The following is a 22,098-nucleotide window of genomic DNA, read 5'->3' as shown; positions in this document are numbered from 1 at the left end:
GATTACTCGGCCTCTCCGTTCGCGAAGGACGCCTGGTAGGCGGCGAACTGCGCGCGTTCCTCGTCGACGAGCGCGTGCCCGTCCGCGTACGTGTGGTCGAACATGGCCATGTGGTCGGGGACCGGCATGGCGCGGACGACCTCGCGGACGTGCTTGCCGAGGGTCTCGCTCTCGGCCTCCAGCTCCTCGAAGAAGGCCGCGTCGGCGTGGCCCTCGTTCTCCAGGTACGCCCGCAGGCGCAGGATCGGGTCCTTCGCCTCCCACGCCTCGCGCTCCGCGTCGCGGCGGTAGCGGGTCGGGTCGTCGGAGGTGGTGTGGGCGGCCATCCGGTAGGTGAACGCCTCGATCAGCGTCGGGCCCTCGCCGCGGCGGGCGCGCTCCAGGGCCGAGCGGGTGACGGCCAGACACGCGAGGACGTCGTTGCCGTCGACGCGGACGCCGGGGAAGCCGAAGCCGCGGGCGCGCTGGTAGAGCGGGACGCGGGTCTGCTTCTCGATGGGCTCGGAGATCGCCCACTGGTTGTTCTGGCAGAAGAACACGACCGGGGCGTTGTAGACCGCCGAGAAGACGAACGACTCGTTGACGTCGCCCTGGCTGGAGGCGCCGTCGCCGAAGTAGGCGAGCACGGCGGAGTCCGCGCCGTCCTTGGCGATGCCCATGGCGTAGCCGGTGGCGTGCAGGGTCTGCGAGCCGAGGACGATCGTGTACAGGTGGAAGTTGTTGGTGCTGGGGTCCCAGCCGCCGTTGTTCACACCGCGGAACATGCCCAGCAGGTTGGTGGGGTCGACGCCGCGGCACCAGGCCACGCCGTGCTCGCGGTAGGTCGGGAAGACGTAGTCGTCGTCCCGCAGGGCGCGGCCCGAACCGATCTGCGCGGCCTCCTGCCCGAGGAGCGAGGCCCACAGGCCCAGCTCGCCCTGGCGCTGGAGCGCGGTCGCCTCCGCGTCGAAGCGGCGGGTGAGGACCATGTCGCGGTAGAGCCCGCGCAGCTCCTCGGCGCTCAGGTCGATGTCGTAGTCGGGGTGCTGGACCCGCTCGCCTTCGGGCGTCAGCAGCTGTACGAGCTCGGGCTCCCCGGCCGGGGCCTGGTCGGCCTTCTTTGCGCCGGCGCTGGCGCCGGTGGTGCGCTTGGCGCCGCTGCTGCGTCGCGTCGTCTTGCGCGCGGCAGTGCTCTCCACGGTCACGTGCGTGCTCCTCCGTCGGTCCGGCCCCCGGGTTCGCCGGTGGGCCAGTGCGGCTCTCCGCCTTATCCGTACCCTGCGCACGGGGTGGGTGCGACGCGGCCGGGGTCGGGCGTGACAGTTGTCCCGGCGAACGCCGTCAGAAGGCACGTTACCCATCACGCCGCATTCCTGCGAAACCCCTCTTGACCTGGGAATTTGCTTGGATTTCCAAGTAAATTCGGAAAAGCGGAAGCTCGCCCTGGTCAGCGCGTTGGGCAACGGCCCGACACCGTCGTCGGAACATCCGGCACCGTAACCCGCACACCCCGGGCACCGGAAGAGCCAATATGTGAGACTGACCCCGTGCGCGAAGAAGGAAAAATCCGGGTATTTCTGCTGGATGACCATGAAGTCGTCCGGCGCGGCGTCCACGAGTTGCTTTCCGTGGAGGACGACATCGAGGTGGTCGGTGAGGCCGGAACCGCCGCGGACGCCCTGGTCAGGATCCTCGCGACCCGTCCCGACGTGGCGGTGCTCGACGTGCGGCTGCCCGACGGCAGCGGTGTCGAGGTCTGCCGCGAGGTGCGCTCCCAGGACGAGTCGATCAAGTGCCTGATGCTGACCTCGTACGCGGACGACGAGGCGCTCTTCGACGCGATCATGGCCGGGGCCTCCGGATACGTCCTCAAGGCGATCCGGGGCAACGAACTGCTGAACGCCGTCCGGGACGTGGCGGCCGGCAGGTCCCTGCTCGACCCGGTGGCGACGGCGCGGGTCCTGGAGCGGCTGCGGGACGGCAACCACCCGAAGGGGGACGACCGGCTCGCCCACCTCACCGAGCAGGAGCGGAAGATCCTCGACCTGATCGGCGAGGGCCTCACCAACCGGGCCATCGGCGAGCGCCTCCACCTCGCGGAGAAGACCATCAAGAACTACGTCTCCAGCCTGCTGTCGAAGCTCGGCATGGAGCGGCGCTCCCAGGCGGCGGCGTACGTGGCCCGCCTGCAGGCCGAACGGCACTGAGGCCCGCCTCCCCCCGGCGGAGCATCCCGGGGCCCGCGGACGGCGTTCGGAGGCCTCCGTGCCCGTCCGGACGGCGTTCGGGACCTACGTCCCCGGCCGGGCGGGGCCCCGGCCCCTTTCCCGACGGGCGCCGGTGGCGGAGAGTGGGGGGATGTCCACCGAGGAGATCCGCGCGATCGAACTGCTCGGCCGTGCGCCGTACGGCCGGATCGCCACGAGCATGCGGGCGATGCCCTTCGTCGCGCCCGCCCGGCACATCGTCTCCGACGGCGGCGTCCTGATCCGGATGCACGAGGGGCTCGGCCACCACCAGGCGTGCAGCGGCAGCGTCGTCGCCTACGGGGCGGACGACCTCGATCCGGAGTCGGGCACCCTCTGCTCGGTGCAGTTCACCGGAACCGCCGAACTCGTCGAGCCGACCGAGTCCGAACGGGCCGCCTTCGGCCCCGAGCCGCGGACCGTGGACGGCGAGCCCTTCGCCCCGGTCTACCTGCGCATCGAACCCCAGTTCGTCACCGTGCACACCATGGACTACGGCCCCGGGGGCAACTCCCCACCGCGACCGCTCGATCACGTGACGTGATCTACCATCTGCGGGGTGCCGCGCTCATCTGAACATTCCGCTCCTCCGGTCGGCGCCCTGCTGCGCCGGCACCCGCACGCCGGCGAGCCCCTGTCCTGCGTCCCCGTCACCGAGGGCCTGCTCAACCGCGGCTACCGCCTCGCCACCACCCGCGGCCGCTACTTCCTCAAACAGCACCTCGACGCCCCCACCGCCGACCGGGCCACCATCACCCGACAGCACCGCGCCACCCAGCGGCTGCACGCCCTCGGCCTGCCGGTGGCCCCGCCGCTCCCCGACAGCCGCGGCCGCACGGTCGCCGTCATCGGCGGCCGCTGCTACGCCCTGCACCCCTGGATCGAGGGCCGGCACCGCGACGGCGCCCAGCTCAGCACCGGCGGCTCCCGCCGCCTCGGCGCCCTCCTCGGCCGCGTCCACACCACCCTCGACCGGGTCATGGAGCCCCCGCCGGCCGACGAACGGCACGACAGCGCCCGCCCCGAGGACACCTTCGCCGACATCGCCGAGCTGATCCGCCTGGCCCGCGCCCACCGCCCGTACGACGGCTTCGACGTCCTCGCCGAGCACCGGCTGCGGGAACGGCGCCGGCTGCTCGCCCAGCACGCGCACCGGCGCCCTCCGGCGCCCGCCACGGCCGGCTGGGTGCACGGCGACTTCCACCCGCTGAACCTGCTCTACCGGGGCGCGGAACCGGCCGCCATCGTCGACTGGGACCGCCTCGGCGTCCGCCCCCGGGCCGAGGAGGCCGTCCGGGCCGCCGCGATCTTCTTCGTACGGCCGGGCGGCGAGCTGGACCTGGAGAAGGTGCGGGCCTACGCGCGCGCCTACCGGCGGGCCGCCGGCGCCGACGGCGCCGAGCTGGCCGCGGCGGTGCACCGGGTGTGGTGGGAGCGGCTCAACGACTTCTGGACGCTGCGCTGGCGCTACCAGTTGCACGACCAGAGGGCCGACCCGCAGTTCCCCGCGGTGTCGGCCCTGGCCGTGTGGTGGACCCGGGAGTACGACGCCGTCCGGGACGCCTTCGCCGCCTGACGTCCGCCGTCCCCGGGAAGGCGGTTACGGGGTGGACCCCGTGTCGCCCTCCGGGCCGCCGGTCGGCGGGGGCTCCGGGTCGCCGTTGTCGCCGCCGGTCGGGTCGGGCTCGCCGGTGGCGCCGCCGTCCGTCGGCGCGGTCGTCGTGCCGCCCGTCGGGGTCGGCGCGGTCGTCGGCTCGTCCGTCGGGGTCGGCGCGGTCGTCGGCTCGCCCGTCGGCGTCGGCGCGGTCGTCGGCTCCTGCGTCGGGGTCGGCGCGGTCGTCGGCCGCTGCGTGGTCGGCGGCCACGGGTTCTGCGTGGTGCCGCCGTCGCCGCTGGACGGCGGCTCGTAGGTGTTCTCGGACGGCTCCTCGGACGGGGTGGGCTCCTCGGAGGCCGTGGACGGCGCGGACGAGACCGTCGTCGGCGTCGTCACCGGGGTCTTCTTCTCGCCCCCGCCCCCGGCCATGCGCACCGCGAAGACGGCACCCGCGACGATCGCGACCAGCGCGAGCGCCGCGAACAGCACCATCCGGGTCCGCTTGCCCCCGCCGCCGTCCTGGCCGCCGTAGCCGCCGTTCCCGCCGCCGGGGCCGTAGCCGCCGGTGCTGCCCGTGCCGTCGTAGTAGCCGCCGTCGTCCGGGTTGGGCAGCGGGAGGATCTGGCCCTGGGCGGTCTCGCCCAGCGGCGGGTGACCCATGGCCGTCGTCGCCGCCATGCCGTGACCGGGGGTGTGGCCGCCCTCGTGCGCGGCCACCGGGCCGGTGCTCCAGGTGCCGGTGTGGCCGCCCTGCTGGCGGAGCATCTCCAGGCCGTACTGGATCAGCCCGCGGAACTCCTCGGCGCTCTGGAACCGGTCGTCCGGCTCCTTCGCGAGCGAGCGCATCACCAGGCCGTCCAGCTCCGGCGGCGTCGAGCCGCGGACCTCGGACGGCGGGACCGGGATGTCCTGCACGTGCTGGTAGACCACCGACAGCGGCGTCTCGCCGGTGAAGGGGGGCCGCAGCGAAAGCAGTTCGTAGAGCAGGCAGCCCGTGGCGTACAGGTCGGAGCGGTGGTCGACGGCCTTGCCGAGCGCCTGCTCCGGGGAGAGGTACTGCGGGGTGCCCATGACCATGCCGGTCTGCGTCATCGTCGCCTGCGCGCCGTGCAGGGCGCGGGCGATGCCGAAGTCCATGACCTTCACGGCGCCGGTGTTCGTGATGATCACGTTGGCCGGCTTGATGTCGCGGTGCACGATGCCGTGCTGGTGCGAGTACGCCAGCGCCTCCAGGACGCCGGAGACGATCACCAGCGCCTGCTCGGGGCCGGGCGCCTCCGCGCTGACCAGCAGGTCGCGGATGGTGCGGCCCTCGACGAGCTCCATCACGATGTAGGGCACGGGGCGGCCCTCCACGACGTCCTCGCCGGAGTCGTACACCGCCACGATCGCGTGGTGGTTGAGGCCCGCGACCGACTGCGCCTCGCGCGTGAACCGCGCCTTGGAGACCGGGTCCTCGGCCAAGTCGGAGCGGAGCAGCTTCACCGCCACGGTGCGGCCGAGCCGCACGTCCTCGGCGGCGAAGACCTCGGCCATGCCGCCGCGCCCCAGACGGTGTGTCAGGCGGTAGCGGCCGTCGCCGACGACCCGCCCGAGCCCCCACGACTCCCCAGCGGCGCCCGGCACACCGCCACCTGCGTCGGATCCGGGTTCCATGAGTCCTCGCCGTCGTCTGTGCGTGCCGTGTGTCCAGTCGTCACGCTACAGGCTTCGTACGACAACACGGTCCGCGATGACCGGCCATCCAACCCTTCTCGTGTACGCCTGTGCAAATTCCGGGAGTTTCACCCGACCCCTGCGCGACGCGGGCGGTGCAGAGGGTCACGGAACGGGCACTCGGCTTGACGTGTCAGGGGCCTCGGGCAGACTTGGCGCAGAATCAAGCCGGACACGGACTTCCGGCCGGAAGCCGACGGACCGACGCCGCGGGGCGCAGGGGGACAGCACACATGAGCCACGACGGCGCTCAGGGCGGCCGCTACGCGGGCGGTTCGGTCGCGAACGGCCGCTACCAGCTGCGCGACCTCCTCGGCGAGGGCGGCATGGCCTCGGTCTACCTCGCGTACGACAGCGCGCTGGACCGACAGGTCGCGATCAAGACGCTCCACACCGAGCTGGGCCGCGAGGCGTCCTTCCGCGAGCGGTTCCGCCGCGAGGCGCAGGCCGTGGCGAAGCTCTCACACACCAACATCGTCTCGGTCTTCGACACCGGCGAGGACACCCTCGACGGCGGACTGATGCCGTACATCGTCATGGAGTACGTCGAGGGGCAGCCGCTCGGCTCGGCCCTCGCCGCCGACGTGCGCCAGTACGGGGCGATGCCCGCCGACAAGGCGCTGAAGGTGACGGCGGACGTGCTCGCCGCCCTGGAGGTCAGCCACGAGATGGGGCTCGTCCACCGCGACATCAAGCCCGGCAACGTGATGATGACCAAGCGCGGCGTCGTGAAGGTCATGGACTTCGGCATCGCCCGCGCCATGCAGTCCGGCGTCACCTCGATGACCCAGACCGGCATGGTCGTCGGCACCCCGCAGTACCTCTCCCCCGAGCAGGCCCTGGGCCGGCCGGTGGACGCCCGCTCCGACCTCTATTCGGTCGGCATCATGCTCTTCCAGCTGCTGACGGGCCGGCTGCCCTTCGACGCGGACTCGCCGCTGGCCATCGCCTACGCGCACGTGCAGGAGGAGCCGGTCGCCCCGTCCTCGGTCAACCGGTCGGTGACGCCCGCGATGGACGCGCTGGTCGCCCGCGCGCTGCGGAAGAACCCGAACGAGCGGTTCCCGAGCGCCGCCGCCATGCGCGACGAGTGCCTGCGCGTGCTCTCGGCCGGCCAGTCCGCCGCCCCGGTGATCGTCGCCGGGGCCCCGGTCAGCAGCGGCTCGGGCGTCGGCTCGGCCGTCTTCCCGCCGGTCGGCCAGACCCCGCCGCCGCACACCCCCGCCCCGCACGTCCAGCAGCCGTACCAGCCGGCGCAGCAGCCCGGCCCGTACGGCCCGCCGACCCCGGCGCCCGGCCCGGGCTACGGCTACCCGCAGCAGGCGCCGGCGCCTTCCTTCCAGACCCCGCCGCCGGTCTCCTACGCGCCCGCCCCCGCCGCCCCGGCGCCCCGCCGGAACATGCCGGTGCTCATCGGCGCGGTCCTCGTCGTCCTGGTCGCCGTGGGCGGCACGCTGATCGCCCTCAAGCCGTGGGAGAAGGAGCAGGACCCCACCGCGGGCGGCACCGGCGGGGCGACCGGCGGCACCGGTCAGACCCAGACCCAGACGGACGCCCCCGGCCACAAGGGCCCGGACCTGTCGAAGACCATCGACACGAAGGACTGCACCGAACCGCGGGAGTCGAGCGACGACCCCGACAAGTTCGAGGTGCCGGACCTCACCTACAAGAACATCACCTCGGTGAAGGACTGCCTCCGGGCCGCCGGCTGGAAGGTCACCAAGGAGATCCCGGTGAACGAGAACACCTACGGCGAGGGCACGGTCCTCCAGCAGTACCCGAAGGCCGGCACGGACATCTCCGCGGAGGACGCCGAGTTCACCCTGGACGTCTCCACCGGGAACCCGCAGCAGTAGCAGTCCGGGATGCCGGAATCGTCCCGACATGTGACGCTGAGTCGGACACCTCGGCGGCACGGCAGGGAGGGATTCCCGGTGGCTCCCACACACGGCGGAAGCGGTGGCGTACGGGTACGCGGACGGGTACGGGCACGCCGACAGGTGCGCGGACCGGCACGGGCCAGGGCCGTCGGACAGGTGCGGGCGGCGGGCCTCGGCTCCCGCACCGCCCTCCGTACGGCCACCCTCGCCCCCGCCCTGGCCTGCGCCTTCACCCTGTACGGCGGCACCGTGGCCGCCGCCCACGGCCCCACCGCCGGGCCCACCGCGCCCGGCGCCTCCAGCCCCGCCGCCCCCTCCTCCCCGGCCGCCCCGCCCACCGCGACCGGCACCCCCGCCACCACCCGACCGGGTACGCCCCCGGGGCAGGGCGCCACCGGCCGGCCGGGCCCCACCGGCACCGGAACCGCCACCGGCACCCCCGCCGCGACCGGCACCACCGCCCCGCCCACCACGGCCCCGGCCTCCCCCACGAGCGGCGCCATGCCCCGGCCCGGGAAGCCCGCCGCCCGCACCAGTGACGCACCGGCGCCCACCGGCTCCCCCTCGCTCGCCGGGCGGCCCGTCGGCGAGGGCCTCCCCCGACCCGGCCGCAGCGAACCCGCGACGCCCGACCCGACGACCGAGGAACCCACCGACACCTCCGGATCCGCCCCCTCCTCACGTGACAGAACCGCAACAGAATCCGCCGGGGACCCGCTCCCCGAGGAGGACGCGACGGTACCCGGGGAGGACGCCGCCGGCCGCCCCGAAGCGGCCCGCGCCACCCACCCCGCCACCGTCCCGCAGCTCGCCCTGCGGACCCCCGGCACCACCCCCGACCAGCCCGTTCCGCTGCTCACCCTCGGCGTGGGGCTCACCCTCATGGGGCTCGGCCTCGGCTTCCTCGGGCTGCGGCTCCGCCGCCGCTGACGGCCCGTCCGGCCACCCCCGGTCCCTCCTGAGGCGGACCCTCCGCCTCCCTCTCAGGACGGTTGCCGGCCTCGACATACCCGGTATACATACTCGGTATGTCGATCCGCCACGGGCTCCTCGCCCTCCTCGAGCACGGCCCCCGCTACGGCTCCCAGCTGCGCACCGAGTTCGAGTCCCGCACCGGCTCCACCTGGCCCCTCAACGTCGGACAGGTCTACACGACCCTCGGCCGGCTCGAACGGGACGGCCTCGTGGCCCAGAACGGCGAGGACGGCGCCGGCCACGCTCTCTACGCGATCACCGACGCCGGCCGCACCGAACTGCGCACCTGGTTCGAGCAGCCGGTGGACCGCACCAGTCCCGCCCGCGACGAGCTCGCCATCAAGCTCGCCATGGCCGTCGGGGCGCCCGGCGTCGACATCCGCGAGGTCATCCAGTCCCAGCGCCGCCACACCGTGAAGGCCATGCAGGACTACACCCGCCTCAAGGCCCAGGCCCTCACCGCGCTCGAAGGCACCGGCAGCCGCGAACGCGACGACATCGCCTGGCTCCTCGTCCTGGAACAACTGATCTTCCAGACCGAGGCCGAGGCCCGCTGGCTCGACCACTGCGAGTCCCGGCTGATCCGCCTCTCCGCCACCGCCCCTGCCCCCACCGCCCCCGCACCCGCCTCCGGGACGGGTGCCGAGGACGCGGGGGCCCGGCCCGGGCCCGGGGCGGGGACGGGCGTCGGGGGCGTGGGGGCCGGGTCGGGGGTGGCTCCGCGGGGCGGGGCCGCGGGCCGGGCCCGCTGACCGGGGCCCGAGCCCCCGTACGACTCCGTCCGCTCTTCCATCACACCGCTCACCGTGCGTTCTCCGCGCACCCTAGGGGGACCCTTCATGTCCACACCGCTCGCCGCGCAGCCCGTGCTGCGCCTGCAGAACCTGACCCGGGTCCACGGGTCCGGCGCCACCGAGGTGCACGCCCTGCGCGGCATCGACCTCGACGTGCACCCCGGCGAACTCGTCGCCGTCATGGGGCCGTCCGGCTCCGGCAAGTCCACGCTCCTCACCATCGCCGGCGGCCTCGACACCCCCACCTCCGGACAGGTGATCGTCGAGGGCACCGACATCACCACCGCGGGACTGAAGGAGCTCGCCGCCCTGCGCCGCCGCAGCATCGGCTACGTCTTCCAGGACTACAACCTCATCCCCGCCCTGACCGCCGCCGAGAACGTCTCCCTGCCGCGCGAGCTCGACGGCGTGTCGGCCCGCAAGGCACGCGTGGAGGCGCTCGCCGCCCTGGAGGAGATGGGGCTCGGGCACCTCGCCGACCGTTTCCCCGACGAGATGTCCGGCGGTCAGCAGCAGCGCGTCGCCATCGCCCGCGCCCTCGTCGGCGACCGCCGCCTCGTCCTCGCCGACGAGCCCACCGGCGCCCTCGACTCCGAGACCGGCGAGTCCGTCCTCGCCCTGCTCCGCTCCCGCTGCGACGCGGGTGCCGCCGGCGTCCTCGTCACCCACGAGCCCCGGTTCGCCGCCTGGGCCGACCGGGTCGTCTTCCTGCGCGACGGCGCCATCGTCGACCAGACCGTGCGCAGCGAGGCCGACTCCCTCCTGACGGGCCGGGTGGCGGAAGCGTGAAGACCTGGTTCCACTCCTGGCGGGCGGCGATCCGCATCGCCCGCCGCGACGCCTGGCGCGCCAAGGGCCGCAGCTCGCTCGTCCTCGCGATGATCGCCCTCCCCATCCTCGGGGTCAGCGCCGCCGACCTCACCATCCGCAGCTCCGAACTCTCCGTCACCGAACGCCTGGAGCGGTCGATCGGCGCCGCCGACGCCGCCTTCCGCGACCCCGGCTTCGGCGAGGTCGCGGTCCACCAGTCGCCCGACGGCGACAACGTCTATCCGGCGAGGGAACCGGCGGAGAACGAGCCCTGGCCCAGCGGCTCCACCGACCCCGGCAAGGTCATACCGGCCGGGGCCCGCTGGATCACCGACACCCAGGGCGCGGCCAAGCTCACCACCGTGCACGGCCTGCTCCAGACCGACGTCCGGGAGCTGAAGACCGCCGACCCGATGGCCCGGGGCATCGTCACGCTCCTCGACGGGCGCCACCCCGAGAAGGCCGACGAGGTCATCGCCACCTCGGCGTTCCTGGAGAAGAGCGGGCTCTCCGTCGGCTCGACCGTTTCCGCTCGCAATTTCGACCGGCCGTACCGGATCGTGGGCTCCTACGAGCTCCCCGACGAACTGGACACCGCGCAGATCACCGCGCTGCCCGGGGCCTTCCTCGCCCCGTACGGGAAGGCCGCGGAGAAGGCGGGGGCGCTCGCGCCCGGCTCCACCACCTCGTACCTCGTGCAGCGTCCCGGTGGTTTCACGTGGAACGACGTACAGGCGATCAACGCCAAGGGCGTCTCGGTCACCTCCCGGGCCGTCCAGCTCGACCCGCCCGCCGACTCCGAGGTCCCGCTCTACCAGCAGGACGGCTGGGGCGACTTCCGGTCGAGCGACGGCGCCGACGCCATGCTCCTCGCCTCCCTCGCCACCGTCGTCGGCCTGGCGATGCTGGAGATCTGCCTGCTCGCCGGACCCGCGTTCGCGGTCGGCGCCCGCCGCTCCCGCCGCCAGCTCGGCCTGGTCGGCGCCAACGGCGGCTCCCGCAGCCACATCCGCGCCATCGTCCTCAGCGGCGGCCTCGTCATCGGCGTCTCCGCCGCCGTCGTCGGCACGGTGCTCGCCCTGCTCCTCACCCTCGTCCTCCAGCCGTTCCTGGAGGACTTCATGGGGCAGCGGTTCGGCGCCTTCGACGTCCGGCCGCTCGAACTCCTCGGCATCGCGCTGCTCGCCGTCCTCACCGGCCTGCTCGCCGCCATCGTCCCGGCCGTCACCGCCTCCCGGCAGACCGTGCTCGCCTCGCTCACCGGCCGCCGCGGCGTCCGCTCCACCAGCAAGGTGCTGCCCGTCGTCGGCCTGATCGCGCTGCTCCTCGGCGCGGCGATCGCCCTCTACGGCTCCGTCGTCACCGACCAGTTCATCATCGTCGCCGGCGGCTCCGCCGTCGCCGAGCTGGGCGTGGTCGCCATGACCCCCGCCATCGTCGGGCTCTTCGGGCGGGTCGGCCGCTGGCTGCCGCTCTCCCCGCGGCTCGCGCTCCGCGACGCCGTCCGCAACCGGGGCCGCACGGCGCCCGCGGTCGCCGCCGTCCTCGCCGCGGTCGCCGGCACCGTCGCCGTCGCCACGTTCACGTCGAGCAGCGACGCCCAGTACCGGGCCCAGTACACCGCCAGCCTGCCGCACGGCGCCGTCTCCTTCTTCCAGGTGGAGGAGGGCGGCCGGGACGTCCCCGCCGTCGCCGACGCCGTCCAGCGCTACTTCTCCGTCGAGACCCGCGCCGACGTCTCCCGCGTCACCGTCGGCAAGCCCGGCTGCCCCGCCTGGGGCGGCGGCGACGGCTGCGGCCAGTACGAGCTGCTGATGCCGCCCGCCAACGAGTGCCCGATGTGGGCGACCACCACCGACGGCAGCGACCCGTCCGAGAAGTTCACCCCCGAGCAGCGGCGCACGATGATCCACGAGGACTGGCGCTGCAAGCAGACCTCGGGCGGCGGCGGGGTCTACGTCGACGGCGGACTCCTCGTCGGCGACGCCCGGCTCCTGAAGGTCCTCGGCATCGACGACCCCGGCGCCGTCCGCGCCCTCGCCGACGGCAAGGCCGTCGTCCTCTCCCGGCCCCTGATGGAGAAGGACGGCACGATCGGCATCAAGCAGGTCACCGACCTGAAGGCCGCCGAGCGGGCCGCGATGGCGCGCAAGCCCACCCCGGGCAAGGTCTCCCGCGTCCCCGCCCACCTGGTGCCGGGCGACCCGAACTCCTACGGACTCCAGGTCCTCATGAGCCCCGCGGCCGCCAAGGCCGCCGGCCTCGCCACGGCGCCCGTCGGCGCCTACTTCAGCACCGACGCCCTGCCGAGCAGCGAGCAGCGCCAGAAGCTCGACGCCGAACTGGCCACCCTCGGTGCCGGGGTCGACCTCACCGTGGAGGAGGGCTACGTCTCCGACGACAGCATCTTCCTGCTCGCGCTGACCGTCTTCGCCGGTCTGGTCACCATCGGTGCCGCCGGCATCGCCACCGGCCTCGCCCAGGCCGACGCCGAGGCCGACCTGAAGACGCTGGCCGCCGTCGGCGCCCCGCCGCGCGTCCGCCGCACCCTCAGCGGCTTCCAGTGCGGGGTGGTCGCCGCGATGGGCGTCGTCCTCGGCTCCGTCGCCGGACTGCTTCCCGCGGTCGGGCTGCGGCTCACCGAGGAACGCGAACAGATCCGCTTCCACGAGCAGACCCTCGCGGAGGGCTGGGGCAGTGATCTCACCCCGCCGTACGTGCCGATCGTGATCCCCTGGGAGACGCTCGGGGCGCTGCTCGTCATCGTCCCGCTCGGCGCGGCGCTGCTCGCCGCCCTGGTGACCCGCTCGAAGGGGGCGGTGGCCCGCCGCGAGGCGACCTGACGTCTTTCCGCGGCCGACCGTGCCCGGGGAGGAGGGTGGATCACCCTCCTCCCCGGGCACACCTGGTGGTGAAGCGTGTGTGCGAGAGAATGGCGGCATGGAGATGCCGAGGAATGACAGGTCGCCGGAGAGCCCCCAGGTCCTCATCGTGGGACAGGACGGGATGGCTCTCGGCGGCGCCCAGGGCGACGACGAACCCCGTGAGGTCCCGGTGACGGAAATGGTCGAGCAGCCGGCGAAGGTCATGCGGATCGGCAGCATGATCAAGCAACTTCTGGAGGAGGTGCGGGCGGCACCCCTCGACGAGGCCAGCCGGGTCCGGCTGAAGGACATCCACGCCAGCTCGGTGAAGGAGCTGGAGGACGGCCTCGCGCCGGAGCTCGTCGAGGAGTTGGAGCGGCTCTCGCTCCCCTTCACCGACGAGGCCATCCCCTCCGAGGCGGAACTGCGCATCGCGCAGGCCCAGCTGGTCGGGTGGCTGGAGGGCCTCTTCCACGGCATCCAGACGGCGCTGTTCGCCCAGCAGATGGCGGCCCGCGCCCAACTGGAGCAGATGCGGCGGGCCTTGCCGCCCGGCGCCTCACACGATGACGACGACGAGCCCGGCGGCCGCGGCCACGGCCGGGCGGTCGGCTCGGGGCCGTACTTGTAGGGGTCGGCCGGATCGGACGCGTCCGAAAGGCGATCGACCGCGGCCGGCAAAGGCGGTCGTCACGGGGAATCGACCGTGGCCGGCAAGGCGGTCGTCACGGGGAAGGGCCCGGCGCTTCGGAAGCGCCGGGCCCTTTCGCGTACCGCCCCGGCGGCTACGGCGCGAGCAGCAGGACCTTGCCGACGTGGGCGCCGGACTCCAGGACGCGGTGGGCCTCGGCGGCCTCCGGCATCGGGAGCGTCCGGTCGACGACCGGGCGGACCGTGCCGCCCTCGACCAGCGGCCAGACGTGCTCGCGGACGGCCGCGACGATCGTCGCCTTCTCCTGGAGCGGGCGGGCGCGCAGCGTCGTCGCCATCACGGCGGCCCGCTTGGCGAGGAGCGCGCTGAGGTTCAGCTCGCCCTTGACGCCGCCCTGGAGGCCGATGACCACCAGACGGCCGTTGACCGCGAGGGCCTGGACGTTCCGGTCCAGGTACTTGGCGCCCATGATGTCCAGGATCACGTCCGCGCCCGCCCCGTCGGTGGCCTTGTGGAGCTCCTCCACGAAGTCCTGGGTGCGGTAGTCGATCAGCACGTCCGCGCCGAGTTCGGCGCAGCGGGCCAGCTTCTCCGGGCTGCCCGCCGTGACGGCGACCTTCGCGCCGACCGCCTTGGCCAGCTGGATCGCCATCGTGCCGATGCCGCTCGCCCCGCCGTGCACGAGGAGCGTCTCCCCGGGCCGCAAGTGGGCGATCATGAAGACGTTGGACCACACCGTGCAGGCGACCTCGGGGAGCGCCGCGGCCGTGACCAGGTCGACGCCCTTCGGGACCGGAAGCAGCTGGCCGGCGGGGACGGCGACCCGCTGGGCGTAGCCGCCGCCGACGAGCAGGGCGCAGACCTCGTCGCCGACGGACCAGCCGGAGACCCCGGGGCCGAGGGCCGTGATCCGTCCGGCGCACTCCAGGCCGGGGTGGGGCGAGGTGCCGGGCGGCGGGTTGTAGAAGCCCTGCCGCTGGAGGACGTCGGCGCGGTTGACGGCGCTGGCCACCACCTCGACGAGGACCTCGCCCTCGCCGGGCACGGGATCGGGCACCTCGGCCCAGACGAGGGCCTCGGGGCCACCGGCTTCCGGAATCGTGATCGCATGCATGGGCGCGAGGCTACTCCCGGTCCGTCGGGGACGCTCAGTCCTCCGGCGGCGTGGTGAGCGGAACGCCGGGGGTGGCCCGGACGATGGTGATGACCCGGTCCGTGAGCTGGAGGGGGCTGGCCGCCGGGTCGTCGTAGCCGAGCAGCCGGTGGCCGCGCAGCACGCTCACCACCAGGTCGCCGGTCTCCCGGACGCTGCGGCCCACCTCCGCCTTGGTCACCGGGCGCTCGACCAGGTCGAGGCCGGAGCCCTGCTGGATCAGGTCCTCCATGACGGTGCCCGCGCTGGGGCTGAGCACGGAGAGGCCGAGGAGCCGGCCGGCGGCGGAGGCGCTGGTGATGACCGCGTCGGCGCCGGACTGGCGGAGCAGCGGCGCGTTCTCCTCCTCGCGGACGGCGGCGACGATCTTCGCGCCCCGGTTGAGCTGGCGGGCGGTCAGGGTGACCAGGACGGCGGTGTCGTCGCGCTGGGTGGCGATGACGATCTGGCGGGCCCGCTGGACCTCGGCCCTGAGCAGGACGTCGCTGCGGGTGCCGTCGCCGACGACGCCGACGAAGCCGTCGAGGTTGGCGGCCTCGATGACCTTGCCGGACGGGTCGACGATGACGATCTGGTCCTTGCGCAGGCCGGTGGCGCAGAGGGTCTGGATCGCGGACCGCCCCTTCGTTCCGAAGCCGACGATCACGGTGTGGTCGCGCAAGTGGGACCTCCACTTCTTGAGGCGGAACTCCTCCCGGGTCCGTTCCGTGAGGACCTCGAGAGTGGTGCCGACCAGGATGATGAGGAAGAGCACGCGCAGGGGCGTGATCACCAGGATGTTGACGAGTCGCGCGGAGTCGCTGAACGGGACGATGTCGCCGTATCCGGTGGTGGAGAGGGTGACGGTCGCGTAGTAGGCGCAGTCGAGGAAGTCGACGGTCTCGTTGGCGTTGTCGTGGTAGCCGTCGCGGTCCACGTAGACGATCAGGACCGTCAGGAACAGCACCCCGAGGGCCATGAGAAGACGCCGGGCGACCTGCCGGAGGGGGTCCACGGAGCGGCTGGGCAGATGGATCCGCGCCCCGGTGACCTTCTCTTCGGCATGGCGGGCCATGACGTCACGGTTGGGAAGTTTCACGTGAAACATGCTCCTTGAGCGAACGGAGGCTCGGTCGGCCGGGGGAGGGCGAGCAGCTCAAGGCGCTGTCCGGGCTCGGCTCCGCCGGGCGGGACCACGGCCATGGCGTCGGCGGCGGCGATGCCCCGCAGCATGGCCGGCCCGTTGTACCGCAGGGGCACGACGAAGCCGTCCCGGTGCACGACGGGCACGAGCCGGGTGTCGTACGGGTGGCCCTGGACGGGGTCGCGGAGGGGCGCCCGCGAGTCGCTCGGCGCGGGAACGTCGCTCGGTGCGGGAACGTCGCTCGGTGCGGCGCGGGTCGGGGACGGGTTCGGCGCGGAGGCGGCCGGGGCCGTGGCCGGTGCGGCGGCGGGGGGCTCGGGCGGGGGCGTCGCCAGGGCGCCCAGGAGCGGCGCGGCGAGGGTGAGGAGGCCGGAGACGGCGGCCAGGGGGTTGCCCGGCAGCCCGACGAGATGGCGTCCCGCGTCCAGCCGGGCGAGCAGCATGGGGTGGCCGGGGCGGACCTTCACCCCGTCGACGAGCAGGGTGGCTCCGGCCTTGTCCAGGACCGGGTGGACGTGGTCCACGGGCCCGGAGGCGGTGCCGCCCGTGGTGACGACGAGGTCGGCGGCGGACGTCGTGACGGCCGTGTACAAGGCCTCGGCGTCGTCCCGGATCCGGCGGGTCGCCAGGACCTCCGCGCCCAGCGCGGTGAGCCAGGGGCCGAGCATCGGGCCGAGCGCGTCGCGGATCAGCCCCTCGTGGGGGAGACCTTCCGCCAGCAGTTCGTCGCCGAGGACGAGGACCTCCACCCGGGGGCGGGGTGCCACGACGAGCTCGTCGTATCCGGCGGCGGCGGCGAGACCGAGGACGGAGGGACCGACGGGGGACCCGGCGGGCAGCAACTCGTCACCGGCCCGGCACTCCTGGCCCCGCGGGCGGATGTCCTGCCCGGTCACGACCTCCCGGAGGGGGTACAGCAGAACCGCTCCGGTCTCGGCGGGGGACTTCCGGGTGTCGGGGCCCTCGGTGCGGGTCTCCTCGTTGCGGGACTCCTGGGCGCGGAAGTCCTCGTCGTACGGGTCCTCGGTGTGGGGCTCCTGGGTGCGGGAGCCCTCGTCGTACGGCTCCTCGGTGCGGGAGTGTTCGGTGCGGATGACGGCGGTGGCGCCGGCGGGGACGCGGGCGCCGGTGGCGATCCGTACGGCCTGCCCGGGGGCGAGGGCGGCGGCTCCGGCGTGCCCGGCGAGGACCGCCTCCTCGCGCACCGTCCAGGGCCCCGGTCCGGCGACCGCCCAGCCGTCCATGGCGGAACTGTCGAAGGAGGGCAGATCGGTGAGCGCCCGCAGCGGTTCGGCGAGGGTGCGTCCGAGCGCCCGCCCGAGCGGCACGCGCACCGCCGGGCGCTCCACCGCCGCCCGCGCCGCGGTGCCCGCCAGGACGGCGAGGGCACGCGCCTCGGGCCAGGGGGTGGCGCGATGGTGCCCGTGGGCCCGCGCGGGGGTGGGGGGAGAGGCGGGTTGTCCGGCGGTCATCCGGCCTCGTCCGTGGCGTCCCGCGGCGGCTGCCCGGCCTGCTCGCCCTCCCCGGCCCGCGCGGTCGTCCCGCCCTGTCCGGCCTGCCCTGCCTGTTCGGCCGCTTCGGCTTCCCAGCGGAGGGCGAGGGCGGCGGCCCTGCGGGAGGCCTCGGCCACGGCTTCTGCGGGGGCGGCACCGCCCTGCGCGGCCCGGGCCGCCGCGTAGCCGACGAGGAAGGTCGTCAGGGGCGCGGCGGGGCGGGCGACGCCGTGGGCGGCGTCCCGGGCCAGGTCGAGCAGGACGCCGGTGTCGACGTCCAGGTCGATGCCCAGTTCGGTCTTGACTGCGGTGATCCATTCGTCCAGCACGGACCCATGGTCCCTGATGCGCGCCCGGGCCGTGGCGATGTCCTCCCAGGTGTCGCAGTCGAACGAGGCAGCGGGCTCCTCCGCTCCGGCCGGGACCCGGACGAGCCGCAGGCCCCCGACGAGCGACCGCAGCGGCAGGTGGTCGAGCTCCCCGCGTGCCCGGCGGAGCCCGTCGAGCTCCCGGCGCAGGGCCGCGCCCCGGTAGACGGCGACGAGGGGCTGCTCCCGCCCGTCCCCGTCGACGAGCAGCGCCCCCTCGGCTCCCGGGTCGGCGTCGAGCGCGGCGAGGAGCCGCAGCACCGTCCGCTCGCCGAGGAAGGGCAGGTCGGCGGAGAGGACGAGCAGGGTGCCGGGGTCCCCGAGCGCGGTCGCGCCGGCGGCGAGGGCGGCCACCGGCCCCGTCCCGGTCGGCTCCTCGCGGGTCCAGCCGACGGGGCGGACGGTCGGGCGGGGGGCGCCGACGACGACGGTCCGGCGCGCCCCGGCGCAGGCGGTGAGCACCCGGTCGAGCAGGGTGCGGCCGCCGACGCGTACTCCTGGTTTGTCCGCACCGCCGAGGCGCCGCGCGGCGCCTCCGGCGAGCACGACGGCGTCGAATGCGGTGGTCACCCCAGCAGTATGGGCCGCCGCCCCCGACGCCCGCCCGCCCGGTCCCCTGGATGAGACGGAGACGGGCGGCCGGGGCCCGGCACCGGACCCCGCACCGGCGCGCGGCGGCGGCCGGCGGGGTGGCGGGGCGCGGTGGCGGTCAGACCGTGCGGAGCAGCACCGCCGGCTGTTCGACGCAGTCCGCGACGTACCGGAGGAAGCCTCCGGCCGTGCCTCCGTCGCAGACGCGGTGGTCGAAGGTGAGCGAGAGCTGCACCACCTGACGGACGGCCAGTTCACCCTGGTGGACCCAGGGCTTGGGGATGATGCGTCCGACGCCGAGCATCGCCGCCTCGGGGTGGTTGACGATCGGCGTGGAGCCGTCCACCCCGAACACCCCGTAGTTGTTGAGGGTGAACGTGCCGCCGGTGAGGTCGGCCGGGGTGAGCGTGCCCTGCCGGGCCGTCTCGGTGAGCCGGGCGAACTCCTCCGTCAGCGACTCCGCGGTCCGGGTCCCGGCGTCCCTGACCACGGGGACGACGAGCCCGCGCGGGGTCTGGGCGGCGAAGCCGAGGTGCACCTGGGGCAGCCGGACGATCTCCCGGGCGGCCGTGTCCACGGTGGAGTTGAGCTCGGGGAAGCGGGCCAAAGCGTGGACGCAGATCCGGGCGAGGAGGGCGAGGAGCGAGATCTTCGGCCCGCCCGCCGCGTTCATCGCCGCCCGCGCGGCCATGAGTTCGGTGGCGTCGGCGTCCACCCAGCAGGTCGCGTCGGGGATCTCCGTACGGCTCCGGGAAAGCTTGTCGGCGACGGCTCCGCGCAGCCCGCGCAGCGGGATCCGCTCGGCGCCGGGGACGGCGGCGGCCGGCGCGGTCGCGGCGGCCGCCGGCCGTGCCGCAGGTGCCGCGGGGGTCTCGCGCGCGGTGAGGGCCCGCTCGACGTCGGCGCGCAGGATCAGGCCCTCGGGTCCCGAGCCGCGCACCTCCCTCAGGTCGAGGCCCCGGTCCCGGGCCAGCTTCCGCACCAGCGGGGAGATCACGGGGACCGGCCCCGCGGACCGCGCGGCGTCGGCCGTCGTCGCCGGGGCGGCCGCGTCGGGTGCCGTCGGGGCGGCGGGTGCCGTCGGGGCGGGACCGGCCGTCGCGTTCGGCGTGGTGTGCGCGACGGCCGGGGACTGGGGTCGGATCCGGCGGCGCCGGGCCGCGGGGCCCGCCGTGCCGTAGCCGACGAGCACATTGCCCGAGTATTCCGAGGACACCGCCTGATCGGCGTCCCGATCCGCCCCGGCGGCGGGCGCGGCCGAGGTCCCGGACGGGGAAGCGGTCGCGGGCGCCGCGGCGGCCGCCCCCGTGTCGGCGGACGCGCCGACCGCGACCGTCAGCAGCGGGGCGCCGACGGGCAGTTCGGTGCCCTCCTCGCCGAAGCGGGCGGTGACCACGCCCCCGTACGGGCACGGCACCTCCACCATCGCCTTGGCGGTCTCGACCTCGACGACGGGCTGGTCGATCGCGACGACGTCGCCGACGGCCACCAGCCAGCGGACGATCTCCGCCTCGGTGAGTCCCTCACCGAGGTCGGGCAGCTTGAACTCCAGGACCTGTGCCATCAGTTCCCCGCCTCCCACTGGAGGCGGGCGACCGCGTCCAGGACCCGGTCGACGCCCGGCAGGTGGTGCCGCTCCAGCATCGGCGGCGGGTACGGGATGTCGAAGCCCGCGACCCTCAGCACCGGCGCCTCCAGGTGGTGGAAGCAGCGCTCGGTGACCCGGGCGGCGATCTCCGCGCCGGGCCCGGCGAAGCCGCCGGACTCGTGGACCACGACGGCGCGGCCGGTGCGCCGCACCGACGCGGCGACGGTCTCGTCGTCGAAGGGCACGAGCGAGCGGAGGTCGACGACCTCCAGGTCCCAGCCCTCCGCGGTGGCCGCCTCGGCGGCCTCCAGACAGACCGGCAGCGAGGGACCGTAGGTGATCAGGGTGGCGCTGGTGCCGGGCCGGCGGACCACGGCCTTGCCGATGGGCTCCACGCGCGCGGGGGCCTCGGGAGACCAGTCGGACTTGGACCAGTAGAGCCGCTTGGGCTCCAGGAAGACGACCGGGTCGTCGGAGGCGATGGCCGCCCGCAGCAGGCCGTAGGCGTCCTCGACGGTCGCCGGGGTGACCACGTGCAGGCCGGGGGTGGCCATGTAGTAGATCTCGGAGGAGTCGCTGTGGTGCTCGACGCCGCCGATCCCGCCGCCGTACGGCACCCGGATGACCATCGGCATCGGCATCGCGCCGCGGGTGCGGTTCCGCATCTTCGCCACGTGCGAGACGAGCTGCTCGAACGCCGGGTAGGCGAACGCGTCGAACTGCATCTCGACCACCGGCCGCAGGCCGTACATGGCCATGCCGACCGCGGTGCCGAGGATGCCCGCCTCGGCCAGCGGCGTGTCCGTGCAGCGGTCCTCGCCGAACTCCTTGGCGAGCCCGTCGGTGACCCGGAAGACCCCGCCGAGGGTGCCGACGTCCTCGCCCATCACGTGGACGGTCGGGTCCTCGGCCATCGCGTCGCGCATGGCGCGCAGGAGCGCCTGCGCCATCGTGGCCGGCTTGGTCCGGCCCGCCGCCTTCGAGGCCGCGCCGGTCGTCGCCGTCGTCATCGGCTCTCGCCCTCCGCTTCGAGTTCGGCCCGCAGCTGCGCCGCCTGCTCGCGCAGCTGCGCGGTCTGCTCGGCGTAGACGTGGGTGAAGAGGTCCATCGGGTCGAGCACCGGGTCGGCGTTCATCCGCTCGCGCAGCTCCGCCGCCATCGTCTCGGCGGCCTCGGCGGCGGCGCGGCGGCCGTCCTCGTCGAGCAGGCCCCGCTCGGTCATCTCGCGCTCCAGGAGCAGCACCGGGTCGTGCGCCCGCCAGGCCTCGACCTCGCCCTCCGCGCGGTAGCGGGTGGCGTCGTCGGCGTTGGTGTGGGCGTCGATCCGGTAGGTGATGGCCTCCACCAGGGTCGGGCCGCCGCCGCGACGCGCGCGTGCCACGGCCTCGGTGAGCACCTGGTGCACGGCGACCACGTCGTTCCCGTCGACCAGGCGGCCCGGCATGCCGTAGCCGACGGCCTTGTGGGCGAGGGAGGGGGCGGCGGTCTGCTTGGCGAGGGGCACGGAGATCGCGAAGCCGTTGTTCTGCACGAAGAAGACCACCGGCGCCTGCCAGACGGCGGCGAAGTTCAGCGCCTCGTGGAAGTCGCCCTCGCTGGTGCCGCCGTCGCCGACCATGGCGAGCGCGACCACGTCGTCGCCCTTCAGGCGGGCCGCGTGGGCGAGGCCCACGGCGTGCGGCAGCTGGGTGGCGAGCGGGGTGCACAGCGGCGCCACGCGGTACTCCCGCGGGTCGTAGCCGGTGTGCCAGTCGCCGCGCAGCAGGGTCAGCGCCTGTACGGGGTCGAGGCCGCGGGCGACGGCCGCGAGGGTGTCCCGGTAGGACGGGAAGAGCCAGTCCCGCTCCTCCAGGGCGAGGGCGGCGGCGACCTCGCACGCCTCCTGGCCGGTGGTGGACGGGTAGACCGCGAGCCGGCCCTGCTTGGTCAGGGCGGTCGCCTGGGCGTTGTACCGGCGGCCGCGGACCAGTTCCGCGTAGAGCCGGCGCAGCAGCGCGGGGTCGGCGTCGGCGACCGCGTCCGTGCCGAGCACGCGCAGCGGCTCGGCGTCGGGCAGCAGCGGGGCGGGATCGGTCCGCGGCCGCCAGGCGGGCGGCGGCGTGGGCCGGTAGGCCGTCTCGGCGAGCGGCTCCTGGACTGTCGAACTGCGCTGTTGCAACGAGTCCACCTCCTCGTGGGAGCGGGCATGACACCCGAAGGCGGGTGGCGCGGGTGTGGCGCGCCTCACCTACCGATTGTTCGGTCGTGGAGGCATTTTGGCTACAGGCAC

At 74.4% G+C, this 22,098-nt stretch carries 18 protein-coding genes; 9 read left to right on the top strand and 9 right to left on the bottom strand.

Annotated features, from left to right (window positions below; genetic code table 11):
- Positions 1–2: 2 nt before the first annotated feature.
- The gene (gene pdhA, locus ACFZCF_RS12345; RefSeq protein WP_388442610.1) at positions 3–1,184 is read right to left on the bottom strand and encodes a pyruvate dehydrogenase (acetyl-transferring) E1 component subunit alpha; all 1,182 of its coding nucleotides are present in this window, start codon (positions 1,182–1,184) and stop codon (positions 3–5) included.
- 342 nt (positions 1,185–1,526) lie between these two features.
- Between pdhA (ACFZCF_RS12345) and ACFZCF_RS12340 the strand changes: the two genes are divergently transcribed.
- From ACFZCF_RS12340 to ACFZCF_RS12330, 3 genes are all read left to right on the top strand, one after another.
- Positions 1,527–2,186 carry a response regulator gene (locus tag ACFZCF_RS12340; protein ID WP_388442607.1) on the top strand — a complete coding sequence of 220 codons (660 nt, stop codon included), beginning with the start codon at positions 1,527–1,529 and terminating at the stop codon, positions 2,184–2,186.
- Positions 2,187–2,337: 151 nt separating this feature from the next.
- Positions 2,338–2,769, top strand: a complete 432-nt coding sequence (locus tag ACFZCF_RS12335; protein ID WP_391286402.1) for a pyridoxamine 5'-phosphate oxidase family protein — start codon at positions 2,338–2,340, stop codon at positions 2,767–2,769.
- Between the two features lie 15 nt (positions 2,770–2,784).
- Positions 2,785–3,801, top strand: a complete 1,017-nt coding sequence (locus ACFZCF_RS12330; RefSeq protein ID WP_391286401.1) for a phosphotransferase — start codon at positions 2,785–2,787, stop codon at positions 3,799–3,801.
- Between the two features lie 24 nt (positions 3,802–3,825).
- On the opposite strand, the gene ACFZCF_RS12325 is transcribed toward ACFZCF_RS12330, so the two are convergent.
- Entirely contained in the window at positions 3,826–5,478 is a 1,653-nt protein-coding gene (locus tag ACFZCF_RS12325; protein WP_391286399.1) for a protein kinase, read from the bottom strand.
- Positions 5,479–5,771: 293 nt separating this feature from the next.
- Between ACFZCF_RS12325 and ACFZCF_RS12320 the strand changes: the two genes are divergently transcribed.
- From ACFZCF_RS12320 to ACFZCF_RS12295, 6 genes are all read left to right on the top strand, one after another.
- Positions 5,772–7,394 carry a protein kinase gene (locus ACFZCF_RS12320; protein ID WP_388442595.1) on the top strand — a complete coding sequence of 541 codons (1,623 nt, stop codon included), beginning with the start codon at positions 5,772–5,774 and terminating at the stop codon, positions 7,392–7,394.
- A 144-nt stretch (positions 7,395–7,538) separates the two neighbouring features.
- On the top strand, positions 7,539–8,348 hold the full coding sequence (locus ACFZCF_RS12315) for a hypothetical protein (RefSeq protein ID WP_391286396.1): 810 nt from the start codon (positions 7,539–7,541) through the stop codon (positions 8,346–8,348).
- 98 nt (positions 8,349–8,446) lie between these two features.
- Complete coding sequence (locus ACFZCF_RS12310; RefSeq protein ID WP_391286394.1) at positions 8,447–9,145, top strand: helix-turn-helix transcriptional regulator; 699 nt, start codon at positions 8,447–8,449, stop codon at positions 9,143–9,145.
- Between the two features lie 87 nt (positions 9,146–9,232).
- A complete protein-coding gene (locus ACFZCF_RS12305) occupies positions 9,233–9,976 on the top strand; it encodes an ABC transporter ATP-binding protein (protein WP_388442585.1) in 744 nt (247 codons plus the stop codon).
- Positions 9,973–12,840: an FtsX-like permease family protein gene (locus ACFZCF_RS12300; protein ID WP_391286392.1), complete on the top strand. Its 2,868-nt coding sequence runs from the start codon at positions 9,973–9,975 to the stop codon at positions 12,838–12,840. Before ACFZCF_RS12305 ends, ACFZCF_RS12300 begins: the two co-directional genes overlap by 4 nt.
- Positions 12,841–12,937: 97 nt before the next feature.
- On the top strand, positions 12,938–13,492 hold the full coding sequence (locus ACFZCF_RS12295; protein WP_391286390.1) for a proteasome activator: 555 nt from the start codon (positions 12,938–12,940) through the stop codon (positions 13,490–13,492).
- Between the two features lie 154 nt (positions 13,493–13,646).
- Here ACFZCF_RS12295 and ACFZCF_RS12290 read toward each other — a convergent pair whose 3' ends face one another.
- The 7 genes from ACFZCF_RS12290 to pdhA (ACFZCF_RS12260) all read right to left on the bottom strand — a co-directional run bounded on the left by ACFZCF_RS12290 (position 13,647) and on the right by pdhA (ACFZCF_RS12260) (position 21,987).
- The gene (locus ACFZCF_RS12290) at positions 13,647–14,627 is read right to left on the bottom strand and encodes a zinc-binding dehydrogenase (RefSeq protein ID WP_391286388.1); all 981 of its coding nucleotides are present in this window, start codon (positions 14,625–14,627) and stop codon (positions 13,647–13,649) included.
- A gap of 34 nt (positions 14,628–14,661) precedes the next feature.
- The gene (locus ACFZCF_RS12285) at positions 14,662–15,753 is read right to left on the bottom strand and encodes a potassium channel family protein (RefSeq protein ID WP_388442575.1); all 1,092 of its coding nucleotides are present in this window, start codon (positions 15,751–15,753) and stop codon (positions 14,662–14,664) included.
- Positions 15,741–17,261 (bottom strand): molybdopterin-binding protein, encoded by a 1,521-nt coding sequence (locus tag ACFZCF_RS12280; RefSeq protein ID WP_391286385.1) that lies wholly within the window; start codon positions 17,259–17,261, stop codon positions 15,741–15,743. The genes ACFZCF_RS12285 and ACFZCF_RS12280 overlap by 13 nt, the downstream gene beginning before the upstream one ends.
- Positions 17,258–18,220 (bottom strand): NTP transferase domain-containing protein, encoded by a 963-nt coding sequence (locus ACFZCF_RS12275; RefSeq protein WP_391286383.1) that lies wholly within the window; start codon positions 18,218–18,220, stop codon positions 17,258–17,260. The genes ACFZCF_RS12280 and ACFZCF_RS12275 overlap by 4 nt, the downstream gene beginning before the upstream one ends.
- A gap of 139 nt (positions 18,221–18,359) precedes the next feature.
- On the bottom strand, positions 18,360–19,805 hold the full coding sequence (locus ACFZCF_RS12270; protein ID WP_391286381.1) for a 2-oxo acid dehydrogenase subunit E2: 1,446 nt from the start codon (positions 19,803–19,805) through the stop codon (positions 18,360–18,362).
- On the bottom strand, positions 19,805–20,839 hold the full coding sequence (locus ACFZCF_RS12265) for a transketolase C-terminal domain-containing protein (protein ID WP_391286380.1): 1,035 nt from the start codon (positions 20,837–20,839) through the stop codon (positions 19,805–19,807). The genes ACFZCF_RS12270 and ACFZCF_RS12265 overlap by 1 nt, the downstream gene beginning before the upstream one ends.
- Positions 20,836–21,987, bottom strand: a complete 1,152-nt coding sequence (gene pdhA / locus ACFZCF_RS12260) for a pyruvate dehydrogenase (acetyl-transferring) E1 component subunit alpha (protein ID WP_388442561.1) — start codon at positions 21,985–21,987, stop codon at positions 20,836–20,838. The genes ACFZCF_RS12265 and pdhA (ACFZCF_RS12260) overlap by 4 nt, the downstream gene beginning before the upstream one ends.
- Between the last annotated feature and the right edge of the window lie 111 nt (positions 21,988–22,098).

The organism is Streptomyces sp. NPDC007945 (assembly GCF_042958885.1).
Taxonomy (GTDB): Bacteria; Actinomycetota; Actinomycetes; order Streptomycetales; family Streptomycetaceae; genus Streptomyces.
This window is presented reverse-complemented; position numbering and strand designations above follow the sequence as displayed.